This window comes from Rhodoglobus sp. GW821-FHT12B09, assembly GCF_058809925.1.
In genome coordinates this window covers 186594-208671 of sequence record NZ_JBXATB010000005.1, presented here as the reverse complement: position 1 = coordinate 208671, position 22078 = coordinate 186594, and the positions used below count along the sequence as shown (strand labels likewise).

Annotated in this window: 21 protein-coding genes; 4 read left to right on the top strand and 17 right to left on the bottom strand. The window is 69.9% G+C overall.

Features of this window, described 5'->3' with window-relative positions; genetic code table 11:
• Positions 1–2: 2 nt before the first annotated feature.
• Positions 3–1676, top strand: a complete 1674-nt coding sequence (locus AC1RTC_RS12010) for a DHA2 family efflux MFS transporter permease subunit (RefSeq protein ID WP_493155937.1) — start codon at positions 3–5, stop codon at positions 1674–1676.
• Positions 1677–1678: 2 nt separating this feature from the next.
• Complete coding sequence (locus AC1RTC_RS12005; protein ID WP_493155935.1) at positions 1679–2128, top strand: MarR family winged helix-turn-helix transcriptional regulator; 450 nt, start codon at positions 1679–1681, stop codon at positions 2126–2128.
• Here AC1RTC_RS12005 and AC1RTC_RS12000 read toward each other — a convergent pair.
• The 3 genes from AC1RTC_RS12000 to AC1RTC_RS11990 all read right to left on the bottom strand — a co-directional run bounded on the left by AC1RTC_RS12000 (position 2115) and on the right by AC1RTC_RS11990 (position 4532).
• Positions 2115–3362: a type II toxin-antitoxin system HipA family toxin gene (locus AC1RTC_RS12000; protein WP_493155933.1), complete on the bottom strand. Its 1248-nt coding sequence runs from the start codon at positions 3360–3362 to the stop codon at positions 2115–2117. The two genes, AC1RTC_RS12005 and AC1RTC_RS12000, sit on opposite strands and share 14 nt — an antisense overlap.
• 20 nt (positions 3363–3382) lie before the next feature.
• Positions 3383–3646 carry a helix-turn-helix domain-containing protein gene (locus tag AC1RTC_RS11995; RefSeq protein ID WP_493155931.1) on the bottom strand — a complete coding sequence of 88 codons (264 nt, stop codon included), beginning with the start codon at positions 3644–3646 and terminating at the stop codon, positions 3383–3385.
• A 109-nt stretch (positions 3647–3755) separates the two neighbouring features.
• Complete coding sequence (locus AC1RTC_RS11990) at positions 3756–4532, bottom strand: SDR family NAD(P)-dependent oxidoreductase (protein WP_493155929.1); 777 nt, start codon at positions 4530–4532, stop codon at positions 3756–3758.
• Between the two features lie 79 nt (positions 4533–4611).
• On the opposite strand from AC1RTC_RS11990, the gene AC1RTC_RS11985 reads away from it, so the two are divergent.
• Entirely contained in the window at positions 4612–5088 is a 477-nt protein-coding gene (locus AC1RTC_RS11985) for a MarR family winged helix-turn-helix transcriptional regulator (protein WP_493155928.1), read from the top strand.
• On the opposite strand, the gene AC1RTC_RS11980 is transcribed toward AC1RTC_RS11985, so the two are convergent.
• The 7 genes from AC1RTC_RS11980 to chvE form a co-directional block, all read right to left on the bottom strand.
• Entirely contained in the window at positions 5089–6057 is a 969-nt protein-coding gene (locus AC1RTC_RS11980) for an SRPBCC family protein (RefSeq protein WP_493155926.1), read from the bottom strand.
• 14 nt (positions 6058–6071) lie between these two features.
• The gene (locus tag AC1RTC_RS11975) at positions 6072–6416 is read right to left on the bottom strand and encodes an ArsR/SmtB family transcription factor (protein WP_493155924.1); all 345 of its coding nucleotides are present in this window, start codon (positions 6414–6416) and stop codon (positions 6072–6074) included.
• 307 nt (positions 6417–6723) lie between these two features.
• Positions 6724–8664, bottom strand: a complete 1941-nt coding sequence (locus AC1RTC_RS11970; RefSeq protein WP_493155922.1) for a cation:proton antiporter — start codon at positions 8662–8664, stop codon at positions 6724–6726.
• Positions 8665–8685: 21 nt separating this feature from the next.
• Positions 8686–9906 (bottom strand): ROK family protein, encoded by a 1221-nt coding sequence (locus AC1RTC_RS11965; RefSeq protein ID WP_493155920.1) that lies wholly within the window; start codon positions 9904–9906, stop codon positions 8686–8688.
• 42 nt (positions 9907–9948) lie between these two features.
• Positions 9949–11145, bottom strand: coding sequence for a multiple monosaccharide ABC transporter permease (gene mmsB / locus AC1RTC_RS11960; RefSeq protein WP_493155919.1), 1197 nt, complete (start codon positions 11143–11145; stop codon positions 9949–9951).
• Positions 11142–12659 (bottom strand): multiple monosaccharide ABC transporter ATP-binding protein, encoded by a 1518-nt coding sequence (mmsA, locus tag AC1RTC_RS11955; RefSeq protein WP_493155998.1) that lies wholly within the window; start codon positions 12657–12659, stop codon positions 11142–11144. The genes mmsB and mmsA overlap by 4 nt, the downstream gene beginning before the upstream one ends.
• Positions 12660–12781: 122 nt before the next feature.
• Positions 12782–13891, bottom strand: a complete 1110-nt coding sequence (gene chvE / locus AC1RTC_RS11950; RefSeq protein ID WP_493155917.1) for a multiple monosaccharide ABC transporter substrate-binding protein — start codon at positions 13889–13891, stop codon at positions 12782–12784.
• A gap of 249 nt (positions 13892–14140) precedes the next feature.
• Here chvE and AC1RTC_RS11945 point away from each other — a divergent pair, with 249 nt between their 5' ends.
• Complete coding sequence (locus AC1RTC_RS11945) at positions 14141–15283, top strand: trans-sulfuration enzyme family protein (protein WP_493155915.1); 1143 nt, start codon at positions 14141–14143, stop codon at positions 15281–15283.
• Between the two features lie 9 nt (positions 15284–15292).
• Here the strand turns inward: AC1RTC_RS11945 and AC1RTC_RS11940 are convergent, their stop codons facing one another.
• The 7 genes from AC1RTC_RS11940 to AC1RTC_RS11910 form a co-directional block, all read right to left on the bottom strand.
• Positions 15293–16018 (bottom strand): FAD:protein FMN transferase, encoded by a 726-nt coding sequence (locus AC1RTC_RS11940; RefSeq protein WP_493155913.1) that lies wholly within the window; start codon positions 16016–16018, stop codon positions 15293–15295.
• Complete coding sequence (locus AC1RTC_RS11935) at positions 16018–16533, bottom strand: FMN-binding protein (RefSeq protein WP_493155912.1); 516 nt, start codon at positions 16531–16533, stop codon at positions 16018–16020. The genes AC1RTC_RS11940 and AC1RTC_RS11935 overlap by 1 nt, the downstream gene beginning before the upstream one ends.
• Positions 16530–17951, bottom strand: coding sequence for a ferredoxin reductase family protein (locus AC1RTC_RS11930; RefSeq protein WP_493155910.1), 1422 nt, complete (start codon positions 17949–17951; stop codon positions 16530–16532). The genes AC1RTC_RS11935 and AC1RTC_RS11930 overlap by 4 nt, the downstream gene beginning before the upstream one ends.
• 65 nt (positions 17952–18016) lie before the next feature.
• Entirely contained in the window at positions 18017–19357 is a 1341-nt protein-coding gene (locus AC1RTC_RS11925) for a sensor histidine kinase (RefSeq protein ID WP_493155908.1), read from the bottom strand.
• Positions 19354–20031 (bottom strand): response regulator transcription factor, encoded by a 678-nt coding sequence (locus AC1RTC_RS11920; RefSeq protein ID WP_493155906.1) that lies wholly within the window; start codon positions 20029–20031, stop codon positions 19354–19356. The genes AC1RTC_RS11925 and AC1RTC_RS11920 overlap by 4 nt, the downstream gene beginning before the upstream one ends.
• Positions 20031–20750 carry a VIT1/CCC1 transporter family protein gene (locus AC1RTC_RS11915; RefSeq protein WP_493155904.1) on the bottom strand — a complete coding sequence of 240 codons (720 nt, stop codon included), beginning with the start codon at positions 20748–20750 and terminating at the stop codon, positions 20031–20033. Before AC1RTC_RS11915 ends, AC1RTC_RS11920 begins: the two co-directional genes overlap by 1 nt.
• Positions 20751–20810: 60 nt before the next feature.
• Positions 20811–22058, bottom strand: a complete 1248-nt coding sequence (locus AC1RTC_RS11910; protein WP_493155902.1) for an APC family permease — start codon at positions 22056–22058, stop codon at positions 20811–20813.
• Positions 22059–22078 lie beyond the last annotated feature (20 nt).

The following is a 22078-nucleotide window of genomic DNA, read 5'->3' as shown; positions in this document are numbered from 1 at the left end:
TCTTGTCTACTTCACTTCCTCTGCCGGATCAGAAGCGCTCGCAGCGCGAGATCCTCATCGCCCTCTCCGGGCTCATCATGGGCATGTTCGTCGCGATCCTCTCGGGCACCGTCGTGTCGACGTCGCTGCCCCGCATCATCGCCGACCTGGGCGGCGACCAGGCCTCCTACACGTGGGTTATCACCGCGAGCCTGCTCGCGACCGCGGTCTCGACCCCGATCTGGGGCAAGCTGAGCGACCTGCTCGACCGGAAGCTGCTCCTGCAGCTCTCGCTCGGCCTCTTCGTGCTCGGCACGGTCATCGCCGGTTTCTCGACCAGCACCGCGATGCTCATCGCCCTCCGCGTGGTGCAGGGCATCGGCGCGGGCGGCCTCACGTCCCTGGTCTTCGTCGCCGTGGCGCTCATCATCAGCCCGCGCGAGCGCGGAAAGTACATGGGCATCGTCGGCGGCGTCATGGCGGTTGCGACGATCGGCGGCCCGCTCCTCGGCGGCATCATCACCGACGCCCTGGGCTGGCGCGCCAACTTCTTCATCGGCGTTCCCATCGCGGTCGCCGCGATCATCATCATCCAGCGCACGCTGCACCTGCCGCGCGCGAACCGCAAGGTGCGCATCGACTTCGTCGGCGCCGCGCTGCTCGCCCTCGGCGTCTCGCTCCTGCTCATCTGGGTCTCCATGGGCGGCAACCAGTTCGAGTGGAACTCGATGGCCAGCTACCTTCTGATCGGGGTATCCGTGCTCTCGCTCATCGGCTTCGTCGTCACCGAGTTCCGGGTAGCCGAGCCGATCGTGCCGATGACCCTGTTCACGAACCGCACGTTCACCCTCTCCGTCGTCGCGAGCATCGCCGTGGGTGTGGCGATGTTCTCCACGAGCGTGTTCCTCGCGCAGTACTTCCAGCTGGCGCGCGGCGCGAACCCGACCCAGTCGGGCCTCATGACGATCCCGCTCGTGCTGGGCCAGATGCTCGCCTCGATCGTCATCGGCCAGTTCATCAGCCGCTTCGGAAAGTGGAAGCGGTGGATGGTCGGCGGCTCCGTGCTGGTGCTGGTCGGCGTGACCCTCATGTCCACGCTGCGCTACAACACCGACTTCCTGTGGGTCTCGGTCTACATGGTGATCCTCGGCGCCGGCCTCGGCATGGTCATGCAGAACCTCAGCCTCGTCGTCCAGAACGACACCCCCGTCGCCCAGCTGGGCGCGGCGACCTCCAACATCGCGTTCTTCCGCTCGGTCGCCGGCGCCATCGGCGTCACGATCATGGGGTCGATCCTCGCGAGCCAGGTCACCAGCCACATCACCGCGTCGCTCGACGGCTTCGTACCGAGCTCGGCTGACGAGGTCGACGCCCTCAAGGCGCTCGGCACCGGCAACCTGCCGGACGTGAGCTCGCTCCCGCACGCGATCCGCGTGATCGTGGAGTCGGCCTACGGCAACGGCATCGCCGACGCGTTCATCGTCGCCATCCCGCTCGCCTTCCTGAGCCTGCTCGCGATCATCTTCCTGCCTAACAAGTCCCTGTCGACCAAGACTGCGGCCCAGACCCTGAGCGAGCAGGCCGAGGAGTCGGCCATCGACCTGGCGGAGGCCGAGATCGGTGCGACCCCCACCGGCTCGATCGCGGTCGTCACCGTGGGCGCGGCCCCGTCCACCCGCGAGGACGGCGGGAGGTAGCAGTGTCTGACATCGTGGCGCAGGGCGGCGTCGATGAGGCGATCGCCCAGGTCGAGCAGCAGCTGGCAGTGCTGTTCGGCCGCGCCCGACTGCTCTGGAAGGATGCGGCGGCGCAGGTGCATCCCGAGCTGAAGCCCGTCGGCTACAAGATCCTCAGTATGATCGTGCGACTCGAGGAGACCAACGCCTATGTGCTCGCCGAGTCCCTCGAGACGGACAAGAGCGTGGTCAGCCGCCAGGTGCGGATGCTCGAGGACGCCCTGCTCGTCGTGAGCCGCGCCGACGACAAGGACGGCCGGGCCCGGGTGCTCTCGGCCACGCCGTCGGCGGTCGCGCTGGTGCGGGCCGCGCAGGCCCGCCAGCAGGATCGCCTGCGCGACCTCCTCCGCAGCAAGCCCGCCGACGAGGTCCGCGCGTTCGCCGGGATGCTCGAGCTGATCAGCGCAGGCTGAGCGCTCGTCCGAGGTGCTCGGCGTCGAATGCCGCCGACATCGCCGAGACCTGCTCCTCGGCGATGCCCAGCCCGAGCGCAATAGCTGGCCACTCGGCGATCCTCGAGGCCACGGCACCGATGATCGCTGCGGCCTCGTCGGGCTTCAGCGTGTACGAGCCGGCGGTCAGCAACAGGTTCTCGATCGCACGGTGCGCGGGGTCGTCCTGGTCGCTGATGGCGCGCGACATTGTCGTCCCGCGCCGCGGACTCGGGTTCACATCGAAGGCGGGCGCCAGCCGCCAGCCGCGGTCCGATCGGAGGAACCCGTGGTTTCGCCAGTGGTCGTCGACGTTGTTGATCAGCACGGTGAGAGCGATTCGCCGGAACATCTCGTGCAAATCGTGGACAGGATCGGCGCTGAGCTCGGCGATCGTGTCCGCGAACTCCTCGTAGGTGACCCTGCGGTCGTCGTGCGCGCCAATGCCCAAGGCGGTCGCTGCCGAGATGTACCCGCGTCGCGCGCCGTTCTCGTCCCGGTCGAAGCGCTCGGAGATGAGGATCGACCTGTCGCTGGAGACCCGCCGCGCGGCGAAGTGCGCAGTGCGGATGCCCGCGCGCTGCGCCAGCGTGAGAGCGACTGCCTCCCACCCCTCAGTATCGAGGTTGCCGTCCTTCGAGTGCGGCAGCTTGGCGATGGCCAGTCTCCCGGAGGCCGTCATGACGTTCGCCTTCGGCCGCGCGCCGCCGGGAGAGGTCGCAATGCCGGAGAGGTACGCGACGTCCTCGTCAGTAGCGCGGTGCTCTTCGTAGCGGGATGTCACGGCGAGGACTTCGTCGAGGTCGTGCAGGCCGGCCACCGCAGTATCGCTCGTCAGCCACTCGCCGTCCGGCGCGCGCATCCTGAGGGCGCCCATCCGCGCGAAGTCCGAGACTCCGAGAAGGTAGTCGAACGCTCCGATGCGACGAGGCAGTGAAGGGTCGCTCTTCAGCCGGACAGCGTGGTTGGCCTCGATGATCTTCTGGCCCCACTCGTCGGGCGAGGCGTCGGCGAACGCGCCGAAGATCGTCGTGTTCTCCTGCGTGAACGTGCGTCCGGGGGCGAGCGGCAGGTCGGGCGAGACCGCGTAGGCCCTCGCGCTGTCGAGGTAGGCGCGCGAGTACTGGAACGATGCCGAGGCGAGGCTGCGGCCCCCCGTGTACGAGGGCCGCAGGTTCCCGACGAGCTCGGGCCCGCCCGGACCATCGAGATACACGTCCACTTCGTCGGGGAGAGTCACAGTGAGCCGCCGGACCTGAGGATGTCGTCGATCCGAGCGCGCGCCGCCACGGTGTTGTAGGGATTGGTGGCCTCGACTACCGCATCCGCGATGCCCAGGGCGGCGAGGATCGCGATCAGCGAGTCGACTCGGGGCGCGCTGCTGCCCTCCTCCAGGCCCCGCAGGGTCTCGCGGGTGACGAACGCCCGCGCGGCGAGCTCTGACGCTGACAGGCCGTTGACCTTGCGCCATCTGCGCACGTTGGCACCCAGCTCCCGCATCAGCCGTTCCTGGCGCACTGATCGCCGCTGCACCACGTATCTCACCCCCGTGCTAGCTAAACCTTCCAAAATAGTATCCTATGGAAGGTATTGCTGCCAGATCAGCCGTTCAGAGCAGTCCCGTGAGCACTCCGCCGTCCGCCCGCATCGCTGCGCCGTTCGTCGCCGACGACACCGGGCTCGCCAGGTAGACCGCGAGGGTCGCGATCTCCTCCGGCTCGATGAACCGCTCGATGAGACTCGTCGGGTTCCCGCCGATGATCGCGGCCTTGAGGGCGTCGGCAGCCAGACCCTGGGCCTGCGCGATCTGCGCCACGGCGTCGGCCACCCCGTCGGAGAAGGTGGGCCCGCCGAGGATTGAGTTCACTGTCACGCCGGTGCCGCGGGTGAGTTTGGCGAGGCCGTTGCCGAGGGCGAGCATCCCGGCCTTCGTCGTTCCGTAGTGCACCATGTCGGCCGGGACGTTCACGCCCGACTCGCTGCTGATGAAGATGACGCGGCCCCAGCCGCGCTCGATCATGCCGGGGAGCAGGCCGCGCGAGAGCCGCACGCCGCTCATGAGGTTGACGTCGAAGTAGCGCTGCCAGTCGTCGTCGGTGACGGCGTCGAACGGGGCCACCTCGAAGAGGCCCACGTTGTTGACGAGGATGTCGACGTCCCCGAGCCCGCTGAGAAGGCTCGCCACCTGCTCGGGGTCGCCGAAGTCCGCGGCGATCCCGGTCGCGCCCTCTCCCAGGCGCCGGACCGCCTCCCGCACCCTGCCCTCGTCGCGGCCGTTGATCGTCACGGCGACCCCCTCGGCGAGCAGGGCGCGTGCGATCGCGAAGCCGATCCCCTGCGTCGATCCGCTCACGAATGCGCTCTTGCCCGCCAGGTGTAACTCCATGCGATGCCTCCATTGCTTGCTCAGTCAAGTGAACTGTGCCATCAATGACTTTACCAAGCAAGTCAGCTACGCTTGAGGGATGCCCGATCCGACGGCCCTCAGCGGCGACGATCTCGACACCTGGGCGGCGCTGGCCACCGTTCTCGAGTGGCTGCCGCCCGCACTCGACGCCCAGCTGCTGCGCGACGCCGAACTCACCCACTTCGAGTACGGCATCCTCTTCGCCCTCGCGGACGCCGACGAGCACACCCTCCGCATGAGCGTGCTCGCCGGCTTCGCCAACAGCTCGCTCACGCGACTCTCGCGCGCCGTGACCCGGCTCGAGGGCAGAGGCTGGGTCCTGAGGAGGCCCGACCCCGCCGACGGGAGGTACACGCTCGCGGCGCTGACCGCCGACGGCGTCGAGAGGTTCCGCCTGGCTACCCCCGGCCATGTCGGGACCGTGCGCAGGCTCGTGCTCGATGCGCTCACGCAGGCCCAGACCCGGCAGCTGGCGGAGATCAGCCGTCGCATCGCGGGGGCGATCCGCGCCGAGGAGGGGTGGCGGCGCAGCTGACTACGCGGCCAGCACGCCCTCCAGCCGCGCGTAACTCGTCTCCATGCCGTCGGCCATGCCGGTCGCGAGGATCATCTCGCGCTGCTCGGGGCTCTCGTAGGTAGTCACGAGGGTGAGGAGGGTGCCGCCCTCGACGGCGGTCAGGGTCAGCTCGTTGACCGTGCCGCCCTCCATACCGATCATCGACTCGGTGGTGACGGCACGGTTCGGCGCCCGGAGCTCCAGGAGCTCGCCGGTGAATCCGAAGCGATCGGCGCCGCCCTCGCGCTCCCACTCGTACCGGTAGACGTCGCCGACCTTGGCGGCGACCTCGCAGACCGGCATGGTCCAGCCCTCCGGACCCAACTGCCACTTCCTCAGGAGCTCGGCCTCGTTGTGCGCGCGCCAGACCTGGTCCACGGTTCCGCGGATGACGCGCGTGAAGCGCGCCCGGGTGTCGCCCAGCAGCTGCGTCTCGACCGAGCGGCCGGCGGCGAAGGCGGCGAGGTCGGCGAGCACGGCGTCGATCTGGGACATCGCCTCCCTGGTGCCCTCGAGCACGTGCATGTCGAGCAGCTCCTGCATCTGCTCGAGCGAGTCGAAGCGCGTGGTCGTCGTGAGCCGCGAGCCGGTGTCCGTCGCCTCGAACACGAAGTCCACGCGGGTCGCGGGCAGGCTGGGGTTGGGGGCGCCGGTCTCGTCGGCGAACCAGTCGACCACCTCGAAGGAGTTCGGAGCCTCCGCGGCCGTCCAGTCCCAGCATCCGAAGTGCTCGTCGCCCTCGGGGCCGGTCATCTTGTAGATGCTGCGCCCGCCCACGGCCGCGTCGTGCCTGAGGAAGGTCGCGGGATAGGTCGGCGGACCCCAGAAGCGCTCGATCTGGCGCGGGTCGGCGTACGCGTCCCAGAGCCGGCGCAGGGGAGCGGTGAAGTCGGCGACGATCGTGATGGTGAGCTGGTCGAGGTCCTTCTCGACAGAGGTGATGGGCATGGTGCGCCTTTCGGTCAGTGTTCGGACGGGTCTTCGGCGAGCAGGGCTTCGAGGCGGTCGATCCGCGACCGCCAGAGGTGCTCGAACTGGTCGAGCAGGCGCTGCGCCTGGCGGATACGGTCGGCGCTGGCCCGCACCATCCGCTCGCGACCGCGTGGTTCCTTTGTCACGAGCCTCGCCTCCTCCAGCACCGCGACGTGCTTCTGGACGGCGGCGAACGACATGTCGTAGGCCTCCGCCAACTGGGACACGGAGATGTCGGCGGCGAGGGTCCGCCGCACAATGTCACGCCGCGTCGCGTCGGCGAGGGCCCGGAACATGCGGTCCACGTCGTCGTCAGTGAGTTCTAATACAACCATTTGGTTGTAGGTTACCTCGGGTTCAGAGGGAGCGCAAGAACCTTCGCGCGCACGGCCTGCGGTGCCGCGCCCGCCCCGCCGCCCGCCGCGACAGCCCCGCCGCCCCCGCACCGCAGCGCCGCCCCAACCGCAGCGCGCGAAATGCAGGATGCCCGAGCATCTCGGCCAGCAAATCCGGGTGCCCTGCCCCGCTGGGAGCGCTCACCTCCTGCATTTCGCACCGGGCGGTGCGCGACGGGCGGGGGCGACGGGCAGCGATGGGCGGGCGCGGCGGCGGGCGGTGGGGCGGGCGCGGCGGCGCGGTGCCTCAGGCTCCGCCACTGCGGCTGTCGCCCGCGTCGAGCGAGATCTCCTCCGAGTCGAGGGCGGCGCGGAGCACGTCGATCGCCTCGGTCGAGAACGCGCCCACCTCGTAGGCCTCGCGGAGCTCGGCGCGCTCCGCCTCCAGCTGCACCCGCCGCAGGCGCTGGAACTGCGCGACCGAGTTGTCCGGGTCGCTCAGGTCGGCCTGCGACCAGATCTCCAGGCGGCCGAGCCAGGTCTCGCCCTGCGCCTTCACCTCGTCGAGCACCTCCGGCTGCACCGGCGACCCGGATGCCTCGGCCGCTCCGACCGCGGCGAGTACCGCCGCGTCGCCCGCCTCCTTCATCAGCTTGCGGAGCTCGTACACCTCGCGCCGCTCATCGCCGGGGGTGTCCGCCGCCGGGCGCAGCCGTCGCACTACCGGGGGCAGCAGCAGTCCCTGCACGACGAGGGTGACGATCGCCACCGCGAACGCCACGAGCACGAGGGACTCGCGCATCGGCTGGCCCTCGGGGATGGTCTGCACCGCCGCGACCGTGACGACCCCGCGCATCCCCGAGAGTCCGAGGATCACGCCGTCGCGCCACCCGAGCGCCTGGTCGCGCTCGGCGGTGAGGTCGTTGCTCTGCTGGTCGAGCCGCTTCCGGAAGTTCCGGAACGCCTCGGAGAAGCGCCGCCGTGTTCTCTCGTCGGTCTCGATCGGGGCCGGCGGATTCTTCTCGAGCTCGGCGAGCTGCGCCACGATCCGGTCGCGCGCCTCCTTGTCGCGCTTCGTGACGATGCCGAGCCTGGCCCTGACGCCGCGGGTGAAGCTCCTGATCGGCGACTGCTTGATGCCCAGCTGCCGGAAGTTCGCGGCGCGCTGCTGGAAGTCCTCCTCGGTCACGTTCTCGAACCGGCTCATCGTCCGGTCCGCCCGGGCGGCGCGCCTGCGGTAGCGGCGGCGGATCGACCACAACAGGGGCGGCATCGCAGCGAACCGGATGCCGACGAGCAGGACGATCACGAGGCCGGCGACGCCGAGCGTGCCCACCAGCTCGCCGCCCTCGGCCACCTCGCCGACGATGGGCCAGAGCTGGAACCCCATGAACAGGAACACGGCGTTCTCCACCAGCAGCGTCACGATGCGCCAGGTGCCCGACTCGGCGAGGCGGAAGGTCGCGCGGATGCGGTACGCGCCCTGGTTGCCGACGAGGATGCCCGCGACGACGACGGCCACGACGCCGGAGGCGTGCACCGCCTCGCCCGCGAGATAGGCGACGAACGGCACGGCGAGGGAGAGTGCGGCGTCCAGCACCGGGTCGGTGAGCCGGCGGCGAAGGGCGACGGATGCCGCGCCCAGGACGGCCCCGACGAGCACCGCCCCGACTACCGCCCAGAGGAACGTGAGCCCGATCATCCACCCGTTGACGCCCTCGGTGGACGTGGTCACGATCCCGAGCACGGTGGAGAGGAGCACGAGCGCGGTGGCGTCGTTGACGAGGCCCTCGCCCTCGAGGATCGTGACGATGCGGGGAGGCAGCCCGAGCCGCTTGCCGAGGCTGGTCGCCGCGACGGCGTCGGGCGGCGCGACCACCGCGCCGAGCGCGATCGCGAGCGCGATCGGCACGGTGACCCAGATGAGGTGGACGGCGATGCCGACGAGCACGGCGGAGACCACCACGAGGACGATCGCGAGGAAGCCGATCACCCGGAGGTTGCGGCGGAAGTCGACCAGGGGGACCTGCCGCGCCGCCGCGTAGAGCAGCGGGGGGAGGATCACGGTCAGCACCAGCTCCGGCTCCACGTCGAAGTGGGGCACCGCCGGGATCGCGCCGACCGCGACACCGACGACGGTGAGCGCCAGCGGGGCCGCAACGCCGATGCGCCCGGCGAAGAAGGAGACGAGCCCGATGACGAGCACGACACCGACGACCACGAGCGTGAGGAGTTGAGTGCTGCCCATACCGCGAGGCTACCCGGAGCGTCAGCCCGGGGTGGGGAACTCGAAACTCGCGGGGTCCTGCAGCAGGCGCCCGAAGGCCAGCTCAGCGGGCCCGATGAGCATCAGCCGCGACCGCAGCCGGGCCCGCTCCAGCCGGATGCTCCGCGCCTCGCCGCCGAGGGGCCGCACCCGCACGGCCTCGGTGAGGCGCTCTCGGCTCACCGAGAGCAGCGCCCCGAGGTATCCGCCGAGGATCACCACCTCGGGGTTGAAGAGGTTCACGAAGTTGGTGAGTGCCTCCGAGAGGAGCTCCACCTGGCGCGCGACCTCCGCGAGCAGCCGCGGGTCGCGGGCGACGCCCAGCTCGATGTCGAGCTCGTCCTCGTCGATAGTCCCGGAGCGCAGGAACGGCATCAGGTTGGTGAGGCTGACCTCGGCCTCGAGGCATCCGGAGCGCCCGCAGTAGCAGCGCTTGCCGTTGGTGCGGACGAGCGTGTGCCCCATCTCGCCGGCGTACCCCTCGGTGCCGCTCAGGAGGGAGCCGCCGATGACGACCCCGCCGCCGATGCCGCTGGTGGTGCCGTTGACGAAGAGCAGGTCCCGCGCGCCCTCGCCGGCCCCGAACCGGTACTCCGCCAGCGCGCCGAGACTGGCGTCGTTCCCCGCGATGACGGGCAGCCCGAGCGCTCGGGCGAGGTCGTGGGCGACGTCCTCGTTCTTCCACTTCAGGTGGGGTGCGAGCAGGACCCGCCCGTCGGTCTCGCGCACGAGGCCCGGGACGCCGAGCCCGACGCCCACCAGGCGGTAGTGCCGGTCGATGTCGGCCCGCATGGTCTCGACCAGGGTGTCCACGGTCCTCACCATGCGCTTCGCGTCGAGGATCGAGGACGTGTTGTGGCGCAGACGCGCGAGCACCTCGCCGCCCAGCCCCACGAGCGCCACCGTCACGGCATCGGTGTCGGGGTGCACCGACAGCGCGGCGACCTCCGAGTTGGCCTCGATGTTGGAACTGGGACGCCCGGCCCGCCCCGTGGCGGACGGCGCTTCACCCTCGCGCACGAGGCCCAGGTCGGCGAGTTCCGCGACGATGCCCGTGATGGTCGAGCGCGTGAGCCCGGTGCCGCGCGAGACCTCAGCGCGCGACGCGGGGCCGCCGTGGTGCAGCAGCGTGAGTACCGCGGACAGGTTGCGCCGGCGGATGAACTCGTTGCTAGAGAGTGCTTCCCCGGAAAGGAGGACCGGCGATGCAGCAGTGTTCGTCACGCCTCGTCACCGCCGCCCTCCTCCGGTTCACGTCGTCGAATTCTACCGTCCCCCGGCGCGGCGCTTGTTGAAGATGTCGAAGGCGACGGCGAGCAGCAGCACGAGTCCCTTGATCGCCATCTGCCACGCGGCATCCACCGACAGGATCGACAACCCCATGTTCAGCACGCCCATGACGAGGCCGCCGATGACCGCGCCGCCGACCGTGCCGATGCCGCCCTGGACGGCGGCACCGCCGATGAAGACCGCCGCGATGGCGTCCAGCTCGTAGTTCTGGCCCGCGGATGCCACGGCGCTTCCCGCCCGTGCAGTGCTGACGACGCCGGCGAGCCCGGCGAGGGCGCCCATATTCACGAAGATGAAGAAGTTCACCCACTTGGTCTTGACGCCGCTCATGATCGCGGCGAACAGGTTGCCGCCCATGGCGTACACGTGGCGGCCGAAGACCGTCTGGCCCAGCACGAACGTGTACACGAGGATGAGCACCGCGAGGATGACGAGGATGATCGGCGTGCCGCTGTAGCCGCCGAGGGTCCACGCCACGGCCATGATCGCCGCCACCATGAGCAGCGTCTTCGCCCAGAAGGAGACCGCGGCCTCCATGGGCAGCTCGAGGCGGCGCAGGGTCGAGCGCGTGCGCAGCTGCGACGCGACGAGCGCGATCGAGGAGACCAGGCCGATGAGCACCGTCAGGAGGTCGCGGCCGGCGATCTCGCCGAGCGCGGGCGGCAGCCATCCGGCGCCGATCGCAGTGAACTCCGCGGGGAGCCCGCTGATCGTCCCGCCCGTGAGGAGGACGAGGGTGAGGCCTCGGAAGAGGAGCATGCCCGCGAGCGTCACGATGAACGCGGGTATGCCGACGAACGCCACCCAGAAGCCCTGCCACGCGCCGACGAGCGCGCCGACCACGATCGACAGGATGACCGCGAGCCACCATGGCAGCCCCCAGTTGTTCATGGAGATCGCGGCGACAGCCCCGACCATGGCGACCACCGAGCCGACGGAGAGGTCGATATGCCCGGCGATGATGACGATCACCATGCCCATCGCGAGGATCAGCACGTAGGCGTTCTGCTGGATCAGGTTGTTGACGTTGCCCGGCATGAGGAGCCGGCCCTTGGTGAGCACCTCGAACAGGATGATGATGATGACCAGCGCGGCGAGGATGCCGTACTGCCGCAGGTTGACCGAGAGCTTCGGGATGCCCGCCTTGCGAGTGGGGGTGTGTGCAGCGGTCATGAGACCTGGTTCCTTCCGGCAGTCATGTAGTGCATGAGAGTTTCTTGGTCCGCGTCCTTGCGGCTGACTTCTCCGCTGATGCGGCCGTCAGAGATGGTGTAGATGCGGTCGGACAGTCCGATCACCTCGGGGAGCTCTGAGGAGATGACGATCACGGCTTTGCCCTGGGCGGCGAGCTCGTTGATGATCCCGTAGATCTCGTACTTCGCGCCGACGTCGATTCCGCGGGTGGGCTCGTCGAGGATCAGGACGTCGGGGCCCGAGAAGATCCACTTGCTGAGCACGACCTTCTGCTGGTTGCCGCCCGAGAGCTTCCCGGTGATCGCCGTGACGCTGGGCGCCTTGATATTCATCTTGTAGCGGTAGGAGTCGGCGACCTTGTACTCGCGGAACCGGTCGACGACGCCGATCCTTGCCAGCCGCGCGAGGGCCGCCGCCGACACGTTGACGGTGATGTCGCCGATGAGGTTCAGGCCGTAGCGCTTGCGGTCCTCCGTGGCGTACGCGAGCCCGTTCCTAATGGCCTCGTCGACCGTGCGGAGCTGGATCTCCTCGCCGCGCTTGAACGCCCTGCCCGAGATCCTGGAGCCCCAGCTGCGGCCGAAGATGCTCATCGCGAGCTCGGTGCGCCCGGCGCCCATGAGCCCCGCGAACCCGACGATCTCGCCCGCGTTCACGTGGAAGCTCGCGTTCTCCACGATGGGCCGGTTGGTGTCGACGGGATGGAACACGCTCCAGTCCTCCACCCGGAAGAGCTCCGCGCCGATCTGCGGGTCGCGCGGGGGGAACATGCTGTTGAGGTCCCGCCCGACCATCGCGCGGATGATCGCGCTCTCGGTGGTCTCCGGGGACTTGGCGTCCATCGTGGCGATCGTCTTGCCGTCACGGATGACCGTCACGGTGTCGGCGATGCGCCGGACCTCGCGGAGCTTGTGGCTGATGATGATGCACGTGATGCCCTGCCCGCGGAGGTGGTCGATGAGGTCGAGCAGGTGGCTGGAGTCCTCGTCGTTGAGGGCCGCCGTCGGCTCGTCCAGGATCAGGAGCTTCACCCGCTTGGAGAGCGCCTTCGCGATCTCGACAAGCTGCTGCTTCCCCACGCCGAGCTCGAGCACCTTGGTCGCCGGGTTCTCGTCGAGGCCCACTCGGGCCAGGAGCTTCTGGGCCTCGAGGTTGGTCCGGTTCCAGTCGATGACGCCCCGCGACTGGATCTCGTTGCCGAGGAAGATGTTCTCGGCCACCGAGAGGTAGGGGCTCAGCGCGAGCTCCTGGTGGATGATGACGATGCCCTTCGCCTCGCTGTCGTTGATGTCCTTGAAGTGCACGGGCTCGCCGTCGAACGTGATCGTGCCCTCGTAGCTCCCGGTCGGGTAGACGCCGCTGAGCACCTTCATCAGCGTCGACTTGCCCGCGCCGTTCTCGCCGCAGATGGCGTGCACCTCGCCGCGCGCGACGTCGACGGTCACATTCTCGAGGGCCTTGATCCCGTTGAAGTCCTTGGAGATGTTCTCCATCCGGAGAATCGGTTGGTTCACGTCAGTCCTTCACTTGCTGTCGAGGAGTGTCCGCAGGAACAGGAGGAGCAGACACAGGAAAAGGGGTGGCTCCCCCGGTGGAGGAGCCACCCCGTTGTCGGTTAGAGCCCGACGTCCGACGCCTTGAGGAAGCCGGAGTCGATGAGCTTCGTCTGCACATCGTCCTTGACGACGACCTCAGGGTCCAGCAGGAACGACGGAACCACCTTCTTGCCGTTGTCGTACGTCTTGGTGTCGTTCACCTCGACGTCTTCTCCGGCATTGATGGACGTGATCATCTGGAACACGCGGTCACCCAGCGCGCGGGTGTCCTTCCAGACGGTCATCGCCTGCGTGCCGTCGAGCAGCGCCTTGACGTTGGCCTTGTCGGCATCCTGGCCCGTGATGATCGGGTAGCCGTCGCCCGGCGTGTAGCCGGCCGTCTTCAGGGATGCCTCGATGCCGATGGCCAGGCTGTCGTTCGGCGAGAGCACCACGTCGACCTTCTGGTCGCCCGTGTAGAACGACGAGAGGCGGTTGTCCATCTCGGCCTGGGCCTTGTCGGACGCCCAGCCCTGGATGCCGATACTCGCCCAGTCGTCGTCAGATCCGGGGGACTTGCCGCTGGGAACGACCAGCTGGCCCTTCTCGACATAGGGGAGCAGCACGTCCCACGCGCCGGCGAAGAAGAACTTCGCGTTGTTGTCGTCGGGGCTGCCCGCGAACGGCTCCAGGTTGAACGGCCCGGCGCCGTCGGCGAGGCCCAGCTTCTCCTCGATGAACTTGCCCTGGAGCGTGCCCACCTTGTAGTTGTCGAAGGTCGCGTAGTAGTCGACGTTCTCGCTGCCGTTGATGAGGCGGTCGTACGCGATGATCGTGGCGTCCTGCTTCTTGGCCTCATCGAGGACCGGGCCGAGCGCCGAGCCGTCGATCGCCGCGATGACGAGGATCTTCGCCCCGCCGGCGATCTGGTTCTGAATCTGGCTGATCTGCTGGTCGGTCTTGTTGTCGGCGTACTGGAGGTCGACCGTGCAGCCAGCCTCCTCGAGCTTCGCCTGCAGGCCCTCGCCGTCGTTGATCCAGCGCTCGAGGCTGCGCGTGGGCATCGAGATGCCGACGTTGCAGTCGCCTCCGGCGGCGGAGTCCGTGCCTCCGCCGTTACTCGAACAAGCGGCCATGCTCAGTGCGATTGTCGCTGCTGCGGCAAGTGCGATGACTTTCTTTACAGACATTGATTGCTTTCCTCTCTGAATGCTGCATCAATTTCGACCACGACGTCTCGCAGTCCAGAGGAGGGACAACCCGCGCGGCCGGCTAGGGCTCGCGCAGAGCACTTCGTCACTCCTATGTAACGGTGCACCGCTCGTCGGCAATTATGTCGACTCCCAGAACTTATCCGGTCCGGGTAATAGTTGTCTAGCCCAACGAAAAGAAGCACCTGTCTCGGGATGCCCGTGGGGGCGGGTAGCTAGCATGGGCGAATGGCCACCGAACCGATGCATCCCGAGAGCCGCACCGCCCAGGGACTCGGCTGGGTCGATGATGCGACCCGTGCCATCAGCCCTCCTGTCCACATGTCGAGCACGTACCTCCGCGACCCCGACAACGGCTACCGCTCGGGGCGCGTGTACATGCGCGACCAGAACCCGGCGTTCGACCAGCCCGAGGCTCTCATCACCGAGCTCGAGCACGGGCACAGCACGATGCTGTTCGCGAGCGGCATGGCGGCGGCGACCGCCGTGTTCCAGGGTCTGCGACCGGGCGACCACGTGCTCGCGCCGGAGGTCATGTACTGGAGCCTGCGCAACTGGCTGCTGGGCTTCGCGACCTCGTGGGGGCTCGACGTCGAGCTGATCGACATGACCGACCCGTCGGCCGTCGCGGCCGCCGTCCGTCCCGGGTTGACGAAGCTGGTCTGGATCGAGACGCCCGCCAACCCCCTCTGGACCATCACTGACATCGCCGCGACCGCCGAGATCGCGCACTCGGCGGGAGCGCTCCTGGCTGTCGACTCGACCACCGCGAGCCCGGTCCTGACGCAGCCGCTCGACCTGGGCGCCGACCTCGTCATGCACTCGGCGACCAAGTACCTGAACGGCCACTCGGACCTCACTGCCGGCAGCGTCACGACGCGGGCCGACAACGAGCACTGGCAGCGGGTCCGCGCCGTGCGCGCGCAGGGCGGCGGCACGCTGGGCTCAATGGAGTCGTGGCTGCTGCTGCGCGGGATGCGCACGCTCTTCCTCCGGGTCCGCGCGGCGAGCGCCTCGGCCCAGCGGATCGCGGAGCACTTCCACGGGCACGAGCTGATCGCGGAGGTGCTCTACCCGGGGCTTCCGAGCAGTGCCGGCCACGAGACGGCCGCGAGGCAGATGACCGGCGGTTTCGGCGGGATGCTCTCCCTGCGCGTCGCCGGCGGCGAGCAGTCCGCGATCGCCGTCGCGGCGAGCACGAGGCTGTGGAAGCGCGCCACCTCGCTCGGCGGCGTCGAGAGCCTCATCGAGCACCGCGCGAGCATCGAGGGGGCCGGCTCCCCGGTGCCCTCCGACATGCTGCGCCTCTCCGTCGGTATCGAGAACGCCGACGACCTGATCGCCGACCTCGAGCAGGCGCTGCTGGCCTAGAGCCGGGGCTCACACCGTCGAGGGCTCCGCCAGGGCGTGCCGGAAGCCGGGGGTGGCGACGAGCGCCCCCTCGCGGTCGACGGCGAGAACGTCGATGTCCCAGCGGTCGGTGAGATCGTCCAGCGCGGTGGGCCCGCCCGCGACGATCGCGGTCGCCAGCACGTCGGCAGTCACGATGTCGTCGGCGATCACGGTCACCTGCACGAAGCGGGCGGGTGCGCGACTGCCGCCGAGCCAGATGTGGTCGCCGCGCTCGGCGCTGCCCGAGGTGGCAAGAGCGCGGCGGCCGTCGCGCAGCACCACGGAGCACAGCAGGGATCTGGGGCGGTGCGGGTCGACGATCCCGATGGGCTCCGCGCTGCGGGCGAGGATGTCGCCGCCGACGTTGACCGTCCACTCCGGGCATCCCGACTCGTCAAGCAGCACGCCTGCCCGCTCGATGGCCTCAGCCTTGACGATGCCGTTGAGGTCGAGGACGCCGTCCGGCCGGTGCGGCGTGAAGGCCCCGTCGGTGCGCCCGCGCCAGGCGAGCGCCCGGGTGTACGTGGCGATCAGCTCGTCGCTCGCGTCGGGCAGCTTGACCGTGCCGCGCGCGATCGAGCTCAGTTCCGACTCCGGGCGGTAGAGGCTGTAGCGCGATTCGTAGCGCTCGAGGATGTCCTGGATGGACGGGATCAGCTCGTCGGGCCCGTCGATCGAGGCGACCGTGCCCATGGTCTCGAACACGTGCCGCATCAGAAGCCCGCCTGGTCGAGCGCCGACTGCACCGACGTGAGGTACCCCTCGGACGTGTAGGTCGCGCCGCCCACCATGGACACATTCGCCGACTGGGAGGCGATTACCTCGTCGTGGAGTATCGGGGCGGCGCGGTTGCTGATCTGCACGGAACGGCCGTCGGCGTCCGTGAGGTGCAGCGCCGTGACGTCGATGATGGCGCCGCCCGCGATCGTCACCGAGACCTGCACGCTGCCGAAGCGAGTGCCCACGCTCGAGCCCGTGTACGTGCCGTCGGCCGGACCGGTCGCGACGGGCGCCGCCGTGGCGGGTGCCGCGGTGGCGGTCTTGGCCGGTGTCGAGGCCTGGGGCGCCGCGGGTGCCGCGCCCGTCGTCGTGCCGGTCGTGGCGCCGCTCACGGCGGGCTGAGAGGTGCTCGTCGCGTGCGACGCGATCACCGCTCCACCGGCCTGCCAGCCGACGACGAGCACCGCGGTCGAGGCGAAGATGCTTCCGAGTACTGCGCGTGTTCTCACCAGTCGAACCTCTCTGCGTGGATCTGATGGGCGGGCACGCCCGCGGCACGGGCATCCGCCTCGATGGAGTCGAGCCAGGGGGTCGGCCCGCACAGGTACAGGTCGGAGCGGAGCAGGTCGGGGAACGTCGCGCGGAGGGTGACGCCGCGCCGGGCATCCGTCTCCGACATCCAGCTCGGGCCGGTGCGCGCGCGGTGGCCGACCATCACGAAGCACTGGGCGCCCTTCGCGGCGGCAAGGTCGCGGATCTCGTCCCACAGGTACGTCTCGTCCTGGCTTCCGGCTCGCAGCAGCACCGTCGCCTCTCCCGGGGCGAACTGCGCGTGCTCCAGCAGGGCGCGGATCGGCGTCACCCCGACCCCGGCCGCGACGATCGCGAGCTTGGGCGAGGTGCGGGCGGCGTCGGTGAACAGGCCGTAGGGCCCCTCGAAGCTCACGCGGGTTCCCACGGGAACAGCGCTGATGCGGGAGCTGCCCTTTCCGAGGTCGCGCACCGTGATCCGGGCCGAGGACCCGGTCGGCATCGACGAGAGGGAGATCGGGTGCGAGTGCCACCAGGTGCGGCCGGTCCAGAACCGCCAGATGAAGAACTGGCCGCCGGAGGTGCCCAGGGCGCGGAGGTTGCGCCCCTTGAGGTGGATCGAGGTCACGCCGGGCGCGATGGTGCTGACGCCCGAGACGGTGATGCGGTGCCGGATGCTCGACACCACCGGCTCGATGAACCGGAAGGTGAGGATGGCGCCGAACGCGATCACGTAGAGCGCGATCCAGTAGACCCGCTGCGCCGTGCCGTCCGCGAGGACCCCGCCCACGCTCAGCTGGTGGGGGAGCGCGAACGCGACGGAGACGTAGCTGAGCAGGTGCACGAGGTGCCAGCCCTCGTAGCTGAACTTGCGGCGCACGGCCACGAGCGATGTGACGACCACCGCGATCAGGAGCGCGGTGCCGATGAAGGCGATGGGCATGTCGGGCAGGGCGAGCATCGGGCCGATCTCCGCGATCGGGTTGTAGCCCTGGCTCATCCCGTAGCCGATGAGCAGCAGGGCGCCGTGGCCGAGGATGAGGTAGAGCGCCGGCTTGCCGAGCGACCGGTGCACAGCGATGGCGCGGTCGTGGCCGATGGTGCGGTCGATGAGCGGGATGCGGGCCGCGAGCACGAGCATGACGAGGATGAAGTCGGTGCCGATCAGGCCGGCGATGATGCCGAGGCTCGTGACGATCGCGGCGGGCGAGCCGAACTGCGCGGCGCCCCCCGATGCGAGGAACAGCGCGGCAGCGGCGGCCCCGGACGCCCACAGGGCCATGACGAGCAGGTCGGCGCGGCGCGCACGGCGGGCGTACGTGCGGCGGTGGTCCACGCGCGGGAGCGGCGGGAAGCCCTGCGGCAGTGCCGGTCGAACGGGCGTCTGGGTTGTCATGTGACCACCCTCCGGCCGCAACCTATGGAGGAGCTATACGGCCGGGGGTGTGGCCGTGTGAGTCCTCACATCTTCGGCAGGGCCACCGTCACCCGAAGGCCCGGGCGGGTGTTCTCGACCGAGGCCGTTCCGCCCGCCTCGTGGGCCAGAGCCTGCACGAGGGCGAGGCCGAGGCCGCTGCCGCCCGTGGATGTCGTGCGCGAGGCATCCGGCCGCGTGAATCGCTCGAAGGCGACGGGCAGGAAGTCGTCGGGCATGCCGGGCCCGTTGTCGCTCACGGTGAGCACCAGCGCCCCGGCCGACTGGGAGAGCGCCGCGGTCACCGCGCCGTCGCGCGGCACGGCGTTGAGCGCGTTGGAGAGGAGGTTGTCTGCGAGCCGCCCGAAGGCCTGGGCGTCGATCGCGTAGCGCGCCGACTCGTCCTCCACGCTCACGTCGAACTCCACCGCTACGCTGCTCGCGATGGCGAGCGTGCGCGCCCGGTCCACGCTGCCGGTGAACTCGTCTATCAGCGCGGCCGCCGCGGACTCCGCCGACGACTCGTGGGACTCCAGGCGGCTCAGCTCGAGCAGGTTGGCCGCGAGCGACGCGAGGCGGTCGACGGATGCCTCGGCGGCGCGCAACTGGCCGGCCAGAGCCGCGGCATCCCCTTCGTCCCGGTGCGCGAGTTCGAGCTGGGTCTTGAGCGCGGCCAGAGGGGTGCGCAGCTCGTGGGCGGCGTCGGAGACCATCTGCTTCTCGCGCAGGCTCGCGGCCTGCACCTGGCCGAGGAACCCGTTGAGGGTGGTCGCGAGGTCGGAGAGCTCGTCGTGCGTGCCGGGCACGGGCAGCTGGCCGTCAGTCTCGAGCAGCTCCGCCTGCCGGCGCATCACACCGACCGGGCGGAGGGCCGCCGTCGCGAGCAGCCACGACGCCACCGCGAAGCCGACCAGCAGCACGATGCCGCCCACGATGAGCACGCGGTCGAGGCCGTCGAGCGCGAGCTCGCTCGACGAGGTGCTGCGCGCGGACCACAGCACCCAGGTGCCCTCGGAGGTGTCCACGATCCTGCCCACCACGAGGAAGTCGCGCCCCTCGTCATCGGTGAAGGCGAACTGCTCGTCGGCGCCCTGGCGGCCCCCCACTGCCTCGACGAGGTCGTGGGGGAGTGTGTTCACCTCGACTGCGCCGCCCGGGCTCCTGACATAGACGAGCACCCCGGTGCCGGGGTCGTCGACGCTCTCGTCGGGGTTCGCGCGGATGTCCTGCTGGAAGGAGGCGAGGTCGCTCTGCGCGAGGCTCGAGTCGGCCGCGGTGAGGATCGACGCGAACTGGGCGCGGACGAGGATGAGGGCCGCGAGCAGGAGGACGGCGGCCACGGCGATGCTGCCGAGCGTGATGCGCGCCCGGATCGACAGGCGGCTCACGGCTGCACCTCGACGCGGTACCCCACCCCGCGGACGGTCACGATCGACACCCCCGCGTCGAGCGGCTCGAGCTTGCGCCGGAGGTAGCTCACGTACTGGTCCACGACCTGCGAGTCGATGAACTGGGTGGTGCCCCACACCTCCTGCAGGATCTCGGTGCGGCTCATCGGCTCGCCGGCCCGGGCGCCGAGCGTCCAGAGCAGCGCGAACTCCTTGGAGCTCAGGGGGAAGGTCCTGCCGTTCGCTGTCGCCCGCACCGACGCCGCGTCGAGCACGACCCCTCCGATGTGCAGCGTGGACCGGCTCGCGGCGGTGTCGCGCCGGACCAGTGCCCGGATGCGCGCACTGAACTCCGCGAAGGCGAAGGGCTTCGTGAGGTAGTCATCAGCGCCGGAGTCGAGGCCGAGCACGCGGTCCTCGACGGCATCGCGCGCGGTGAGCAGCAGGACCGGCAGCCCGTTGCCCTGCTTGCGCAGGTGGCGGCAGATCTCGAACCCGCTCATCTCCGGCAGCATCACGTCGATGGCCGCCGCGGAGAAGTCGTCCTGGGCGACCGCGATGAGGGCATCGATGCCGTTCGTCACCATCGTCACCTCATAGCCGTCCTCCTCGAGGCCGTGCTTGACGAGGGCGCCCATCGCCGGGTCGTCCTCGACCACGAGGATCTTGACCACTACACGATCCCGGTGGTGCCGAGCAGGGTGCCGATGAGGAAGGTCGCCGCGAGCGCGATGGCGCCCCCGACGACGACGCGCACGGTCGGCCGGATCCACGGGCTGCCGCCGATGCGCGCGCTGAGGGCCCCGGTGAGGGCGAGCGCGATCAGCACCGCCGCGAAGGTGACCGGCACTCGCACCGGGGCGGGAGGGAGAAGGATCGCCAGCATGGGCAGCAGTGCGCCGATGAAGAAGGCGAGGGCGGATGCCCCGGCCGCCTGCCACGGGCTGACCACGTCCTCCTCGTTGATGCCGAGCTCCGCCTCCAGGTGCGCGCTGAGCGCGTCGTGCGCGGTGAGCTCCTCGGCGACCTGTGCCGCCGTCGCGGCGGTCAGGCCCTTCGACTCGTACAGGGCCGTGAGCTCGAGCAGCTCCTCCTCCGGCATGGTCGCCAGCTCGTGGCGCTCCTTCGCGATGAGGGCGCGCTGGCTGTCCCGCTGGCTGCTCACAGACACGTACTCGCCGAGGGCCATGGAGATCGCACCGCCCACGAGCCCGGCAGCTCCGGCGGTCAGGATGGGCGCGAGCGAGGACGTGGCGCCGGCCACGCCGACGACGATGGCGGCGACCGAGACGATCCCGTCATTGGCGCCCAGCACCCCGGCGCGCAGCCAGTTGAGCCGGCCGGTGATCCCGGCGCCGTGGGGCTCGTTCGAGTGGGTATCTGGCGTGCTCATGGCCACAGCCAAGCACGAGCGCCCGCACTTCGCCACGTAGGGAAGGCTCGGCTTGGCGATTTATCTGAGAACCCTCATGGCGATCAGCCGATAGGCGATCCCCGCCGCGAGGACGATGAGGCCGCCGAGGATGGCGACGAGGGGCAGGGTGGCCACCAGGAGGAGGCACGCGGCGCCGCCGATGACGAACAGCGCGCGGGGGAGCATCCGGGCCTCGCGCTTCTGGCTGAAGGCCGACACGTTCGCCACGAAGTAGTAGAGCAGCACTCCGAACGACGAGAAGCCGATCGCGCCGCGCAGGTCGACAGTGAGCACGAGGGCCACCACGATGACGGCGAGCACGACCTCGGCGCGGTGCGGCACATGGAAGCGGGGATGCACGGCGGAGAGCCAGCGCGGCAGGTCGCCCTCGCGGGCCATGGCGAGGCTGGTGCGCCCGATCCCGGCGATGAGGGCGAGCAGCGCGCCGAGGGAGGCGAGGGCGGCGGCCACCGTGACGACCGGGCCGGTCCACGGCCACGCCGCCGCCGCAGCGCGAAGGGGGGCCGTTGTCTGGGCGAGGCCGCCCGCCCCGAGCGCTCCGAGGAGGCTCACCGCGACCGCCGCGTAGACGACGATCGTGATCGCAAGGGCGATGATGATCGCGCGCGGGATGGTGCGGGAGGGGTCGCGCACCTCCTCGCCCATCGTGGCGATGCGCGCGTAGCCGGCGAACGCGAAGAACAGGAGGCCGGCGGACTGCAGGATGCCGTACGGCCCGTGGGCGAGAATGCCCGACGTGTCCAGCTCGGCGAGGCGGGGCAGGCCCGTGCTCGCGCTCGCCGCCACCGCGATCGAGAGGCCCACGAGCACGAGCACCACGATGATGCGCGCGAGCTGGGCGGTGCGGGTGACCCCGCGGTAGTTGACGGCGGCGAGGGCCACCACGGCCAGGGCGGCGACCGGTCGCTCCCAGCCGGCCGGGGCCGCGTAGCTCGCGAAGGTCAGCGCCATCGCCGCGCAGCTCGCCGTCTTGCCGACGACGAAGCTCCAGCCGGCGAGGTAGCCCCACCACGGGCCCAGCTGTTCACGCCCGTAGACGTACGTGCCGCCCGAGGTCGGGTACGCCGCCGCGAGCTGCGCGGACGCCAGGGCGTTGCACGCCGCGACCAGCGCGGCGACGACCAGCCCCACGAGCAGGCCGGCCCCCGCGGCCTGGGCGGCGGGGGTGAACGCCGCGAAGACTCCCGCGCCGATCATGGAGCCGAGACCGATGAACACGGCGCTCGAGGTGCCGAGCCGTCGTTGGAGTGCGGGGGTGTTGGACACGAGGGCAGGATACGGCCACT